Source organism: Pseudomonas tensinigenes, assembly GCF_014268445.2.
GTDB classification, from domain to species: domain Bacteria; phylum Pseudomonadota; class Gammaproteobacteria; order Pseudomonadales; family Pseudomonadaceae; genus Aquipseudomonas; species Aquipseudomonas tensinigenes.
Genome location: NZ_CP077089.1, coordinates 826,314 through 839,894 on the forward strand (window position 1 = coordinate 826,314; position 13,581 = coordinate 839,894).

Annotated in this window: 14 protein-coding genes; 9 read left to right on the forward strand and 5 right to left on the reverse strand. The window is 60.2% G+C overall.

Annotated features, from left to right (window positions below):
- Window positions 1-50: 50 nt before the first annotated feature.
- From HU718_RS03590 to rsgA, 4 genes are all read right to left on the reverse strand, one after another.
- The gene (locus tag HU718_RS03590) at window positions 51-536 is read right to left on the reverse strand and encodes a toll/interleukin-1 receptor domain-containing protein (protein ID WP_095120639.1); all 486 of its coding nucleotides are present in this window, start codon (window positions 534-536) and stop codon (window positions 51-53) included.
- Window positions 536-1,495 carry a caspase family protein gene (locus tag HU718_RS03595; RefSeq protein ID WP_186612914.1) on the reverse strand — a complete coding sequence of 320 codons (960 nt, stop codon included), beginning with the start codon at window positions 1,493-1,495 and terminating at the stop codon, window positions 536-538. Before HU718_RS03595 ends, HU718_RS03590 begins: the two co-directional genes overlap by 1 nt.
- Before the next feature lie 2 nt (window positions 1,496-1,497).
- A complete protein-coding gene (locus HU718_RS03600; RefSeq protein ID WP_064117187.1) occupies window positions 1,498-1,905 on the reverse strand; it encodes a TIR domain-containing protein in 408 nt (135 codons plus the stop codon).
- Window positions 1,906-2,116: 211 nt separating this feature from the next.
- Entirely contained in the window at window positions 2,117-3,148 is a 1,032-nt protein-coding gene (gene rsgA / locus HU718_RS03605) for a small ribosomal subunit biogenesis GTPase RsgA (protein ID WP_095120636.1), read from the reverse strand.
- A gap of 107 nt (window positions 3,149-3,255) precedes the next feature.
- On the opposite strand from rsgA, the gene orn reads away from it, so the two are divergent.
- Both orn and HU718_RS03615 read left to right on the forward strand, forming a co-directional pair.
- Window positions 3,256-3,798, forward strand: coding sequence for an oligoribonuclease (orn, locus tag HU718_RS03610; protein WP_034151653.1), 543 nt, complete (start codon window positions 3,256-3,258; stop codon window positions 3,796-3,798).
- 92 nt (window positions 3,799-3,890) lie between these two features.
- On the forward strand, window positions 3,891-4,502 hold the full coding sequence (locus tag HU718_RS03615) for a trimeric intracellular cation channel family protein (RefSeq protein WP_095120635.1): 612 nt from the start codon (window positions 3,891-3,893) through the stop codon (window positions 4,500-4,502).
- On the opposite strand, the gene queG is transcribed toward HU718_RS03615, so the two are convergent.
- Window positions 4,484-5,563: a tRNA epoxyqueuosine(34) reductase QueG gene (gene queG / locus HU718_RS03620; protein ID WP_095120634.1), complete on the reverse strand. Its 1,080-nt coding sequence runs from the start codon at window positions 5,561-5,563 to the stop codon at window positions 4,484-4,486. The two genes, HU718_RS03615 and queG, sit on opposite strands and share 19 nt — an antisense overlap.
- 63 nt (window positions 5,564-5,626) lie before the next feature.
- Here queG and HU718_RS03625 point away from each other — a divergent pair, with 63 nt between their 5' ends.
- The 7 genes from HU718_RS03625 (at window position 5,627) to hflX (ending at window position 13,566) form a co-directional block, all read left to right on the forward strand.
- Window positions 5,627-7,126, forward strand: coding sequence for an NAD(P)H-hydrate dehydratase (locus tag HU718_RS03625; protein ID WP_150707158.1), 1,500 nt, complete (start codon window positions 5,627-5,629; stop codon window positions 7,124-7,126).
- Entirely contained in the window at window positions 7,114-7,584 is a 471-nt protein-coding gene (gene tsaE, locus HU718_RS03630; RefSeq protein ID WP_007915806.1) for a tRNA (adenosine(37)-N6)-threonylcarbamoyltransferase complex ATPase subunit type 1 TsaE, read from the forward strand. Before HU718_RS03625 ends, tsaE begins: the two co-directional genes overlap by 13 nt.
- Before the next feature lie 57 nt (window positions 7,585-7,641).
- The gene (locus HU718_RS03635) at window positions 7,642-9,015 is read left to right on the forward strand and encodes an N-acetylmuramoyl-L-alanine amidase (protein WP_371850959.1); all 1,374 of its coding nucleotides are present in this window, start codon (window positions 7,642-7,644) and stop codon (window positions 9,013-9,015) included.
- A gap of 8 nt (window positions 9,016-9,023) precedes the next feature.
- Complete coding sequence (mutL, locus tag HU718_RS03640) at window positions 9,024-10,925, forward strand: DNA mismatch repair endonuclease MutL (protein WP_175559558.1); 1,902 nt, start codon at window positions 9,024-9,026, stop codon at window positions 10,923-10,925.
- Window positions 10,925-11,896 (forward strand): tRNA (adenosine(37)-N6)-dimethylallyltransferase MiaA, encoded by a 972-nt coding sequence (miaA, locus tag HU718_RS03645; protein WP_150728868.1) that lies wholly within the window; start codon window positions 10,925-10,927, stop codon window positions 11,894-11,896. Before mutL ends, miaA begins: the two co-directional genes overlap by 1 nt.
- Before the next feature lie 95 nt (window positions 11,897-11,991).
- Window positions 11,992-12,252 (forward strand): RNA chaperone Hfq, encoded by a 261-nt coding sequence (gene hfq / locus HU718_RS03650; RefSeq protein WP_007902656.1) that lies wholly within the window; start codon window positions 11,992-11,994, stop codon window positions 12,250-12,252.
- Window positions 12,253-12,264: 12 nt separating this feature from the next.
- Complete coding sequence (gene hflX / locus HU718_RS03655) at window positions 12,265-13,566, forward strand: ribosome rescue GTPase HflX (protein WP_186612912.1); 1,302 nt, start codon at window positions 12,265-12,267, stop codon at window positions 13,564-13,566.
- Window positions 13,567-13,581: the final 15 nt, after the last annotated feature.

Below are 13,581 nucleotides of genomic sequence, written 5' to 3' on the forward strand. Positions count from 1 at the left end.
TGAAGAAAGCCGCGTTTGATACGCGGCTTTTTTGTGCCTGCCGATGGGCTCTAAAAACCGCGCCGAATGCGGTTTTTCAGTTGGTCGTGGAATACCTCTGCGTTGCGTTTGTAGGTGCCGCTAAAGGATTCATTGCTCGAATCCAGCGTCATCGAACGCTTGCTCGACACCTCCTCACGATACGCATCGATAAAAAAATTCAGATCTTTATCCGTGCTCAACTTCGGCCACTTGTCCAGGTACAACGGCAATTCTGCGGGGCCGGTCTTGAACGAGCAGATCCGGCGGTTGCTGATAGTCGCCTCACCAATTTCGAACGGCACCCACCACGACAACGCGGTCTTCTCCGACACCACCGCCAGCAAATGCGTGCACTCAGTGATGTTGCGGGTGATGACGCCGGTGATGTCATCGGTGGTTTGCGATTCAGGGTCGAGCACGTCGAGGTAGGTTTTGATGTTGGCCTGGATAAGGCGGCTGTTGATGGCGATGGCGTGGGCGCGATCCATGTGGCGGTAGCTGATGAAGACGGGCATCAGAAGTGTCCTTTGAGGGCGAGTTCGCGGTAGTAGGCGCCGAGGGCGGTGAGGCGGCAGCCGGTGGAATTGATGGCCGCGTAATACATGTGTTCGGCGTCCACCGGTTCGATCAGGCTGTGGCGGTTGCACATTTGCAATTGTTTGAAGACGTCGCCGTGATCGGCATCGAACGAGGGTTCTGTGGGCTCGTAACTTGGATCGAGCCTGAAGACGAAACTCGGCTCGGGGAACCAGTCCTTGAGTTTGCGCAGGGTTTCTTCGGCGATCAGCGGTGCCACTTCGCGCAGCGGCACGAACTGCGAGACATTGGTCTTGAATACCGGACGCTGCTCCCAGGCACCCAGTGCATTGTCGACAAACGAGTAAACGCTACCGGGGGTGACCTTGCCGAGCACGTTGGCGGCGCCACCGTGCAGTGCTTGCAACAACAAATCGGTGAATACCCCGTGGCCTCGACTTTCGAGGGCTGACTGTTCTTTTTTGCAGGCGGTGAGAATGGTCATGCCTTCGCCAATCACACTGCTACCACCGCGCAAACCGCGCATGGCAGCGGCCGCGCCGGCCTGGCAGCAATCGAGGATGATGATTTTGTTTTTGATCTGCGACGCCTGATCAGCCCACAGCAGAATGTCGCTGATGCGAATGCCTTCCCCGCCGTGTTTGAAGTCCTGCGGAATCAGCAGCCCTTCGTCGATGCTGGTGTCGAACTGGCCATGGCCGGCGAAGTACAACAGAGCCACGTCGCAATCACCGGAAAACAGACTCTGAATCTGTTGCTTCAGGGTGTTGAGTGTCAGGTTTTCCTCAGCTGAGGTCAGCACTTTACTGCTGAAGTTCGGGCGCCCGTTGGCGTGACGTTCCAGCACCGACGCCATGGCCATCGCATCGTTGTTGCAGCCGCTCAATGGCGCCACGTGCTGGTAATGATTGATGCCGATAAACAGTCCCTTGCGCATGGTTACACCGCCGTATGCAGACGAATCGCGCTAACGATGCTTTTGGTGCTCCACGCGCATTCGGCGTTCGCGGCGTTGCGCACGACCGTGGAAATGCGCTCGGCGCCGAAGGGTTTGATCGCGATGATGACTTTGCCCATACGCTTGGCGATCTCGATTTCCTTGTTGATCCACTTGCTGTAGGTCGAGTACATGCCAGCCATGATCAGCACCGCCGAGCAAGGGCGGATCTTGTTCTCGATGGCTTCTTCCAGTTGCTTGTCGGTTTGCGCACCCATGATCGGGTTATGCGGCGGTACGGAAAAATTCTTGAAGGTGAAACCCGGTTGCGCGCCGAGCAGGCGTACCAGATTGTCGTGGGCGTGGGAGTAGTTCCACGAATGGCTGATGAACAGATGATAGGTTTGCATGGGGTTCCTCGGAAGTCGCGAATGTGCGAAGGAGGAACCGACTGTAGGCATCTGCGTGATGCCTACAAGGTGCTGACAGCAAAAGAGAAATGTCCTGCAAGCGGGTGTGCGGACGCCTACAGAAACGTCTGATGTTTAAGCGTTTTAGGGATTTGTCAGGCGTGATCCGACAACCGGCAACCCCGGGTCTCAGGGCTGCCGGTACGGCTGTTTAATAACCGTTTTCCGGTAGGCTGGCGATGATCGAGCGGTAGCTGTTCATACGCTGTTGCTGCACGCGGCCGTCTTCAAGGGCCTTGAGCAACGCGCAACCCGGTTCGCGGTCGTGCTTGCAGTCGCGGAAGCGGCAGGTGCCGAGCAAATCATCGAACTCGATGAAGCCGGCTTCGACGTCAGCACGGCTGACGTGGCCGAGGCCGAACTCACGGATACCCGGGGAGTCGATCAACTCGCCACCGCCAGGGAAGTGGAACAGTCGCGCGGTGGTCGTGGTGTGCGTGCCCTGGCCGGACAACTCGGACAACGGCCCGACGCGGGTTTCGACTTCCGGCAGCAAGCTGTTGACCAGCGACGACTTGCCGACACCGGACTGGCCGACGAATACGCTGATGCGGCCGTCGAGCTGCTGTTGCAGTTGTTCCATACCGTTGCCGTGGTGCGCCGACACTTCCAGCACCGGATAACCCAGCGTGCGATACACCGCCAGCAGCGCATTGAGCGCCGGGGCGTTGTGCTCGTCGATCAGGTCGAATTTGTTCAGCAGCAACAACGGACGGATGCCGGCGTGTTCCGCGGCAACCAGATAACGGTCGATCAGGTTGGCATGCGGCTCGGGCAGGGGCGCGAAGACGATGACGATCATGTCGACGTTGGCCGCAACTGGTTTGAGCTGGCCGCGGCTGTCCGGGCGGCACAGTTCGGTGGTGCGCGGCAGTTGCGCGACGATCACGCCAATGCCCTGATTGCCGGCGCGCCAGACGACTGTGTCGCCGGTCACCAGCGCAGGCAGGTTGGCGCGCAAGTGGCAGCGGAAGACCTGGCCGGCCTGATCGCCGTCAACAGCTTCGACCTCGACCTGCACACCGAAGTGGGCGATCACCAGACCTGTTTGCTCTGGGCCCAGATCGCCGCCCTCAAGGGCTTCGACCGCCGAGGACTCGCGTTTGGCGGCGCGTGCGGCGCGTTCGCCCTGAATCTTTTCGATGCGCCAGTTTTGACGACGATTGAGTTGGCGTTTGGCCATGGGTGTTCCGTCTGAAGAATGCAGCGATTAGGTAAAACGGCCGCGAGTTTAGCACGCCCGGCCACCGGCCTAGGCTAAACTGCGCAGCATTGTCTAGGAGCCGAAATATGCCAAACCCGCAGAATCTGATCTGGATCGACCTGGAAATGACCGGTCTGGATCCGGAAAACGACGTCATCATCGAGATGGCCACCATCGTTACCGACAGTGATCTCAACACCCTGGCTGAAGGCCCGGTCATTGCCATCCACCACAGCGATGAAGTGCTTGCGCGCATGGACGAGTGGAACACTCGCACCCACGGCAACTCCGGCCTGACCCAGCGCGTGCGCGATAGCCGCATCAGCATGGCTGAAGCCGAAGCAGAAACCATCGCCTTCCTGGAAAAATGGGTGCCGAAAGGCAAATCGCCGATCTGTGGCAACAGCATCTGCCAGGATCGCCGCTTTCTTTATACGCACATGAAAGCGCTGGAAAGCTACTTCCACTACCGCAACCTCGACGTATCCACACTCAAGGAACTGGCCGCGCGCTGGGCGCCTGATGTGCGTGACAGCTTCAAGAAGGGCAGCACGCACCTGGCGCTGGACGACATCCGCGAATCGATCGCCGAGCTGCAGCATTACCGCAAGCACTTCATCAAGTTCTGATACTTGGCGATGGGGGCGGGTAAAGCATTTGCCCCCTTTTGGTGCCGCATCGAAATGGCTAGACTGCGCGCCTTCCTGCCTGGATCGCCACCATGTTGCTGATGCTCTATCTGATTGCCATCACCGCTGAAGCCATGACTGGCGCGCTGTCTGCCGGCCGTCGCGGCATGGACTGGTTTGGCGTGGTGCTGATCGCCTGCGTCACGGCGTTGGGCGGCGGTTCGGTGCGCGACGTGTTGCTTGGGCATTACCCGCTGACCTGGGTCAAACATCCGGAATACCTGGTGCTGACCTCGGTAGCGGCGATGTTCACCGTGTTCACCGCCCGCTGGATGCGTCATCTGCGCTCGCTGTTTCTGGTGCTCGACGCCGTGGGTCTGGTGGCTTTCACCCTGATCGGTTGCATGACCGCGCTGGAAATGGGCCACGGCATGCTGGTGGCCTCGGTCAGCGGCGTGATCACCGGAGTCTTCGGTGGCATCCTGCGCGACATCTTCTGCAACGACATCCCGCTGATCTTCCGCCGTGAACTGTACGCCAGCGTCTCGTTCGCGGCGGCGTGGTGTTACATGCTTTGCCTGTACCTGAACGTACCGAGCGAGCAGGCGATTCTGATCACGTTGTTCGGCGGCTTCCTGCTGCGCCTGCTGGCAATCCGTTTCCACTGGGAAATGCCCAAGTTCGTCTATAACGACGCGCCTTGACGTTGGGCGTGCTGCTTCAGCGCCCACTCGACGTGCTCTTGTACCAGCGCTGACGGGTAGTCACGGCGCGCCTTCAATGCTTCCAGTACTGGAATGCTCGAGGGCGCATTGCCCAGTCCCACGGCCAGATTGCGCAGCCAGCGTTCATACCCGGCCCGACGCAACGGTGAGCCTTCGGTACTGCTGAGAAATTTGTCTTCATCCCACATGAACAGTTCAGCCAGTTCGGCGTTGTCCAGATTGTGCCGTGGCTTGAAGTCGCTTTCCCCGGAGGGCTTGGCGAACCGGTTCCACGGGCAGACGATCTGGCAGTCATCGCAACCGAACACGCGGTTGCCGATCAGCGGACGCAGGTCTTCGGGAATCGCGTTTTTCAGTTCGATGGTCAGATAAGAAATACAGCGCCGCGCGTCCAGCACATACGGCCCGACGAACGCGTTGGTCGGGCAGATATCCAAACACGCGGTGCAGCGCCCGCAATGTTCGCTGCTGTGCGGCTCATCCACCGGCAATGGCAGGTCGACGAACAGCTCACTGAGAAAGAAATAACTGCCAGCCTTGCGGTTCAGTACCAGGGTGTTTTTGCCGATCCAGCCCAGCCCGGCCTGTTCGGCGATGGCTTTTTCCAGCACCGGGGCACTGTCGACAAACGCACGAAAACCAAACGGGCCGATCTGCGCCTGAATCTTGTCAGCCAATTGCTGCACACGTTTACGGATCAATTTGTGGTAATCGCGGCCCAAGGCATAACGCGACACGTAGGCTTTTTCCGGTTGCGCGAGCATTTGCGCCATTTGCGTGTCGCCGGGCAGGTAGTCCATGCGCAGCGAAACCACGCGCAATGTGCCCGGCACCAGTTCTTCCGGGTGCGAGCGTTTGCTGCCATGGGCGCCCATGTAGTCCATTTCGCCGTGGTAGCCGGCCTCGAGCCAGCGTGCGAGGTGCTGCTCATGCTCGGCCAGATCCAGACCGCTGATGCCGACTTGCTGAAAGCCCAGCTCGCGGCCCCAATCCTTGATCGATTGGGCGAGGGCGGGCAGGTCTGTGGTGATGGCGGACATGAGGCGAGAGAAACCGGAGCTGAGGTGCGTATAATTCTGCCAGACATCGGAGCCCGAAGACGCATGCCGCACACGAAAGATGAATTACCCGACGCGCTGTATGGCGCCGCACAGGTGCGCGAACTCGATGCACGGCTGATTGCCGCCGGTACGCCGGGCTTCGAATTGATGCAGCGCGCGGCCCATGCGACGTGGCGAGCGTTGGTGCGGCAATGGCCTTCGGCGACTGAGCTGACGGTGCTGGCCGGGCATGGCAACAATGCCGGTGACGGTTATCTGGTCGCGGTCATGGCGCAGCGAGCCGGCTGGCAGGTGCGGGTGTTGGCGGTCGGCGATCCGCAGCGTTTGCAGGGCGATGCCGCGCAGGCCCATGCCGCAGCGTTGGCAGAAGGTGTCGTGGTGCAGGCCTGGCAGGCTCAAAGTGAATTGCGCGGGGTCATTCTCGATGCATTACTCGGTACGGGTTTGAGCGGGGATGTGCACGAGCCTTACGTGTCGGCGATCAAAGCAATCAACGCCAGCGGTTTGCCGGTGACAGCCGTTGATATCCCTTCCGGGCTATGTGCTGACACTGGACATGTACTGGGTGTCGCCGTGCAAGCCGATCTGACGGTGACTTTCATCGGGCTGAAACTCGGCTTGTTCACTGGAGATGCGGCGGATCACATCGGCTCCTTACTGTTTAATGATCTGCAGGCCAGCGCCGACACCTATCGTGACATTCCGGTCATCGCGCAACGGCTCAACGCGGCTAATCTTCCGCGGTTGGCCGCGCGTGCCCCGACTTCGCACAAGGGCCGCTTCGGCCATGTGTTGTTGATCGGTGGCGATCACGGTTTTGGCGGGGCGATCCTGCTCAGTACCGAAACCGCCTTGCGCAGCGGCGCGGGCATGGTTTCGCTGGCAACCCGTCCTGAACACGTCCCGGCGGCGCTGACGCGAGTGCCGGAAGCCATGGCGCTCGGAACCTCGTCGGCCAATCAGTTGATGAGTTTGCTGGAGAAAGTTTCTGTACTGGTGGTTGGTCCGGGGTTGGGACAGGCCAGTTGGGGGCGGGCGCTGTTGTCGGCGGCAGCCAACGCAGCACTGCCGCAAGTCTGGGACGCCGACGCGTTGAACCTGTTGGCCAGTGGTCTGGTCGAGTTGCCCAAGGACTGCGTGATCACCCCGCACCCGGGCGAAGCGGCGCGTTTGCTGGGGATCAGCACTGCCCAAGTGCAAGCGGATCGCCCAGCGGCAGCACGGGCGTTGAGCAAAAAATATACAGCGGTGGTGGTGTTGAAAGGCTCCGGCAGTCTGATCGCGCATCCCGATGGACGTCTGGCGTTGTGTCACCAGGGCCATCCGGCCATGGCCACCGCCGGACTCGGCGACGTGCTGGCGGGCTTGACCGGTGCGCTGCTGGCGCAAGGCATGGACGGCTTCGATGCTGCCTGCCTGGCGGTCTGGCTGCACGCCAATGCCGGTAGGCAACAAGGAAAATTCGGCCGTGGGCTGGCGGCCAGTGATCTGATTCCAGCCATTCGTCAGTTGTTGGAGGAGCAAGCACCGTGTCTGAAGTAACCCTGTACCTGGCCGATGAACAGGCCATGAGCGACTTTGGCGCACGGATCGCCCGCGTGACCCAGGGCCATGGCCTGATTTTTCTCGAAGGCAATCTGGGCATGGGCAAAACCACCCTGTCGCGAGGCATCATTCGCGGGTTGGGCCATGTTGGTGCGGTAAAAAGTCCGACCTTTACTTTGGTCGAACCCTACGAGATCGGTGACATCCGCGCTTTCCACTTCGACCTGTATCGACTGGTCGATCCGGAAGAGCTGGAGTTTCTCGGCATCCGCGACTACTTCGAAGACGACGCGATGTGCCTGATCGAATGGCCCGATAAAGGTGCAGGCTTTTTGCCAAAGCCTGACCTGACCATTACCATTAGTCCGCAAGACAGCGGGCGTTCGCTGAAAATTTTATCCCAGGGCTCGCGTGGCGAGGCCTGGTGTGCCGCTTTGGCATTGGAATCCAATTAAATGATGGGGTTAGGTATGCGCTTTCGCGCGTTGGTGGCTGCCGCTGGACTGTTGTTGATGGCAGTAACCGTCAACGCTGTGGCCGATTCAAAGGTCAACAGCGTGCGCCTGTGGCGGGCGCCGGACAACACGCGACTGGTCTTCGACCTGAGCGGCCCGGTGCAGCACAGCGTCTTCACCCTGACCTCGCCGGACCGGCTGGTGATCGACATCAACGGCGCCACCCTCGGTGCGCCGCTGAATGTGCAGACCGCGAACACGCCAATCACCGCAATGCGTTCGGCCCAGCGTACGCCGACCGATCTGCGCGTGGTCATCGATCTGAAGAAAGCCGTCACCCCGAAAAGCTTCTCTCTGGCGCCGAACGCGCAGTACGGCAACCGTCTGGTGGTCGATCTGTTCGACAACCCGGCCGACGCCGCACCGCCGCCTGCGCCAACGCCGCAGGTGGCGACCGTGCCAGCGGTGCCGGTAACCCCGACCGAGCCGGCAATCAAGTTGCCGCCAGCCCCGGCCGGCAAGCGCGACATTATTGTCGTGATCGACGCCGGCCACGGTGGCGAAGACCCGGGTGCGTCCGGCTCGCGCGGCCAGCGTGAAAAAGACGTGGTACTGCAGATCGCCCGTGAACTGCAGCGTCAGGTCAACGGCATGAAGGGCTTCCGCGCTGAACTGACCCGTACCGGCGACTACTTCATCCCGTTGCGCGGACGTACTGAAATCGCCCGCAAGAAAGGCGCGGATTTATTCGTCTCTATTCACGCCGACGCCGCGCCATCCGCCGCAGCTTTCGGTGCCTCGGTGTTTGCCCTGTCTGATCGCGGTGCAACGTCGGAGACCGCCCGTTGGCTGGCCGACAGCGAAAACCGTTCCGACTTGATCGGTGGTGCCGGCAACGTCAGCCTCGACGACAAGGACCGCATGCTCGCGGGCGTGTTGCTCGACCTGTCGATGACGGCCTCGCTGACCTCCAGCCTTAACGTCGGGCAGAAAGTGCTGACCAACATCGGCCGCGTCACGCCGCTGCACAAACAGCGCGTGGAACAGGCCGGGTTCATGGTGCTGAAATCGCCGGACATCCCGTCGATCCTGGTCGAAACCGGTTTCATCTCCAACGCCAATGAAGCGAACAAGCTCTCGGCATCGAGCCACCAGCAAGCGCTGGCACGTTCGATCAGCAGTGGCGTGCGTCAGTTCTTCCAGCAGAATCCGCCACCGGGCACGTACATCGCCTGGCTGCGTGATTCTGGCAAGATCGCCCAAGGTCCGCGCGACCACCGTGTTGGCCCGGGTGAAACGCTGGCAATGATCGGTGTGCGTTATCAGGTGTCGCCGGCCACATTGCGCAGCGCGAACAATCTGAAAAGTGATGAGCTGAAAGTCGGCCAGCACCTGACCATTCCTGGCACCGAACTGGCGTCCAAAGAATGAACGAAGTGCTGAACGCCGCTGCCCGCATCGAACTGCTCAGCCCAAGGCTGGCGAACCAGATTGCCGCCGGTGAGGTGGTTGAACGCCCGGCCTCGGTGATCAAGGAGTTGCTGGAAAACAGCCTCGACTCCGGTGCCAAACGCATTGACGTCGACGTCGAGCAGGGCGGCGTCAAGTTGCTGCGGGTGCGCGACGATGGCAGCGGCATCTCTGCCGATGACCTGCCGCTGGCCTTGGCCCGTCACGCCACCAGCAAGATCCGCAATCTGGAAGACCTCGAGCAGGTGATGAGCCTCGGTTTCCGTGGTGAAGCACTGGCGTCGATCAGCTCCGTGGCGCGCCTGACCCTGACCTCGCGCACGCGCGATGCGGATCAAGCGTGGCAGGTGGAAACCGAAGGCCGCGACATGGCGCCCCGGGTTCAACCAGCGGCGCATCCGGTCGGCACCTCGGTGGAAGTTCGCGATCTGTTCTTCAACACCCCGGCGCGGCGCAAATTCCTCAAGACCGAAAAAACCGAATTCGATCACCTGCAAGAAGTGATCAAACGTCTGGCGCTGGCGCGTTTCGACGTGGCATTCCATCTGCGCCACAACGGCAAGACCATCCTCAGCCTGCACGAGGCCCACGATGATGCGGCCCGCGCTCGGCGTGTGGCGGCGATTTGTGGCTCGGGTTTCCTCGAACAGGCGCTGCCGATCGAGATCGAGCGTAACGGCTTGCATCTGTGGGGGTGGGTCGGTTTGCCGACCTTCAACCGTAGTCAGGCGGATTTGCAGTATTTCTTTGTGAATGGTCGGGCGGTGCGCGACAAACTGGTCGCCCACGCGGTGCGTCAGGCCTATCGCGACGTGCTGTTCAACGGCCGTCACCCGACCTTCGCGCTGTTTTTCGAGGTTGATCCAGCGGCGGTCGACGTCAACGTCCACCCGACCAAGCACGAAGTGCGCTTCCGTGACGGGCGCATGGTGCATGACTTCCTGTATGGCACGCTGCACCGTGCGTTGGGCGATGTGCGACCGGAAGATCAGCTGGCCGGTTCCGTGACCACAGCCGTCGTGCGGCCAACGGGCCTTGATGCCGGTGAGTTCGGCCCGCAGGGTGAAATGCGTCTGGCGGCCAACGCGCTGCTGGAGCAACCGCAGGCGCAACCGGCGTTCAATACCTCGTCCGGTGCCAGCGCCGGCGGTGCTTATCAGTATCAATACACGCCGCGTCCGCAATCGGCCGTGCCGCCGGCGGCTGAGGCGCAGGCCGCATATCGCGAGTTTTTCGCGCCGCTGCCTGAGGCCAATGCCAACGCATTGCCGGCCGGTCAGGAAGATATTCCGCCGCTTGGTTACGCGCTGGCACAGCTCAAGGGCATCTACATATTGTCCGAGAACGCTCAAGGACTGGTGTTGGTGGATATGCATGCCGCCCACGAACGGATCATGTACGAGCGTCTGAAAATCGCCATGGCCAGCGAAGGTCTCAGTGGCCAGCCATTGCTGGTGCCGGAATCCCTGGCAGTCAGTCAGCGCGAGGCCGACTGCGCTGAAGAGCACGCCGCATGGTTCCAGCGTCTGGGCTTCGAATTGCAGCGCCTGGGCCCGGAAACCCTGGCGATTCGTCAGATTCCGGCCTTGTTGAAGCAGGCCGAAGCCAACCGTCTGGTTGGCGACGTGCTGTCGGACCTGATGGAGTACGGCACCAGCGACCGGATTCAGGCGCACCTCAACGAATTGCTCGGCACCATGGCCTGTCACGGCGCGATTCGCGCCAACCGGCGCCTGGCCCTGCCGGAAATGAACGGCCTGCTGCGTGACATGGAAAACACCGAGCGCAGCGGTCAATGCAACCATGGCCGACCGACCTGGACCCAGTTGGGCCTGGACGATCTGGACAAACTGTTCCTGCGCGGTCGTTGATGAGCCAGCTTCCTCCAGCGATTTTCCTGATGGGCCCGACCGCTGCGGGCAAGACCGATCTGGCCATCGAGCTGACCAAGGTGCTGCCGTGCGAGTTGATCAGTGTCGATTCGGCGCTGGTCTATCGCGGCATGGACATTGGCACGGCCAAGCCTTCGAAAGAACTGCTGGCCGAATATCCGCACCGCTTGATCGATATTCTCGACCCGGCCGAGGCTTATTCGGCTGCGGATTTCCGTCGCGATGCCCTGCAAGCCATGGCCGAGATCACCGCGCGCGGAAAAATTCCGCTGCTGGTCGGCGGCACGATGCTCTATTACAAGGCTTTGGTCGAAGGCCTGGCAGACATGCCGGCCGCCGATCCCGAGGTCCGTGCGCAGATCGAAGAAGAGGCTGCACGCCTTGGCTGGCAAGCCTTGCACGATCAATTGGCGATCATTGACCCGGTGTCAGCGGCGCGGATTCACCCGAACGATCCGCAGCGCCTGAGTCGCGCGCTGGAAGTTTATCGAGTCAGCGGTCAGAGCATGACAGAGCTGCGCCAGCAACAATCTGCGCAAAGTACTGAAGCAGCCGCTTCGGGACTGCAACAATTGCCCTATACTGTCGCGAACTTGGCCATTGCCCCGGCGAATCGTCAGGTACTGCACGAGCGCATTAAACAAAGATTCACAAATATGTTGGAACAGGGGTTCATCGACGAGGTCGTAGCCCTGCGTAAAAGAAGTGACCTGCATTCAGGGTTGCCGTCTATACGTGCGGTAGGCTACCGCCAAGTCTGGGACTACCTGGATGGCAAGCTGACGTTAGCCGAAATGCAGGAGCGCGGCATCATCGCCACGCGCCAGTTGGCCAAACGCCAGTTCACCTGGCTGCGCAGCTGGGAAGATCTACACTGGCTGGACAGTCTTGATTGCGACAATCTGCCACGCGCCTTGAAATACCTTGGGACCATCTCCATATTGAGCTGAGTCCTTGCAATTGCCGTCTATCCTTGGGGGTGTGGCGGCCAAAGCCATCTGAATTACCTATTTTTTATTATTGAATCCTTAAAGGAGTGCGGCACATGTCAAAAGGGCATTCGCTACAAGACCCTTACTTGAATACTTTACGTAAAGAGAAAGTTGGGGTTTCCATCTACCTGGTCAACGGTATCAAACTGCAAGGCACGATCGAGTCGTTCGACCAGTTCGTGATCCTGCTGAAAAACACCGTAAGCCAGATGGTTTACAAACACGCTATCTCGACAGTAGTGCCGGTTCGTCCAATTCGTCTGCCTAGCGCAACCGAATCCGAAGCAGGTGACGCTGAGCCAGGTAACGCCTGATAGGAGTCTCCTTTGTTCTTTGAGCGCCACGGTGGTGGTGAACGAGTGATCCTCGTTCACTTGGATGGACAGGACCCTGAGGCGCGCGAAGATCCGCAGGAGTTTCAGGAATTGGCTAATTCGGCCGGCGCCGAGACCGTTGCGTTTTTTAACGTGCCGCGTCATCGGCCAACCGCCAAATTTCTGATCGGCAGCGGCAAGGTCGAGGAGTTGCGCGACCTGGTCAAGGCTGAAGAAGCCGATCTGGTGATTTTCAATCACATCCTCACGCCCAGTCAGGAACGTAACCTCGAACGTGTTTTCGAGTGTCGCGTGATCGACCGTACCGGTCTGATTCTCGATATTTTTGCCCAACGCGCGCGTACCCATGAAGGCAAGCTCCAGGTCGAACTGGCCCAGCTTGACCACATGAGCACCCGGCTGGTTCGCGGCTGGACTCACCTTGAGCGTCAGGGTGGCGGTATCGGCATGCGCGGTCCGGGTGAAACCCAGCTGGAAACCGACCGCCGTCTGCTGCGGGTGCGCCTGCGTCAGATCAAGGGCCGGCTGGAGAAGGTGCGCAGTCAGCGCGAGCAATCGCGACGCGGTCGTTCCCGCGCGGATATTCCTACCGTTTCTCTGGTGGGATACACCAACGCCGGCAAATCCACTCTCTTCAACAACGTGACGAAATCCGACGTCTACGCGGCCGACCAATTGTTCGCCACGCTGGACCCGACCTTGCGCCGTCTGGAGCTTGACGACCTGGGGCCGATCGTTCTGGCTGACACGGTGGGTTTCATTCGTCACTTGCCGCACAAGCTGGTCGAGGCATTTCGGTCTACCCTCGAAGAGTCGAGCAATTCCGATCTGTTGTTGCACGTGATCGATGCGGCCGAACCGGATCGCATGTTGCAGATCGAGCAGGTGATGGTGGTACTGGGCGAGATTGGTGCCCAGGACTTGCCGATCCTCGAGGTCTATAACAAACTCGATTTGCTTGAAGGCGTTGAGCCACAAATCCAGCGCGACGAAAACGGCAAGCCCCAGCGGGTCTGGCTGTCGGCGCGAGATGGCAGTGGTCTGGAGTTGCTTGAACAAGCCATCGCCGAATTACTTGGCAGTGATTTGTTTGTCGGTACCCTGCGTTTGCCGCAACGATTCGCCCGACTGCGTGCGCAGTTTTTCGAGCTCGGCGCGGTACAGAAAGAAGAACACGACGAAGAAGGCATCAGTTTGCTGGCCGTTCGTTTGCCCCGGGTCGAGTTGAATCGACTGGTAAGCCGCGAAGGATTGCAGCCGATGGAGTTCATCGAGCAACACACTTTGCAATAAAAGCCTGACAAAGCG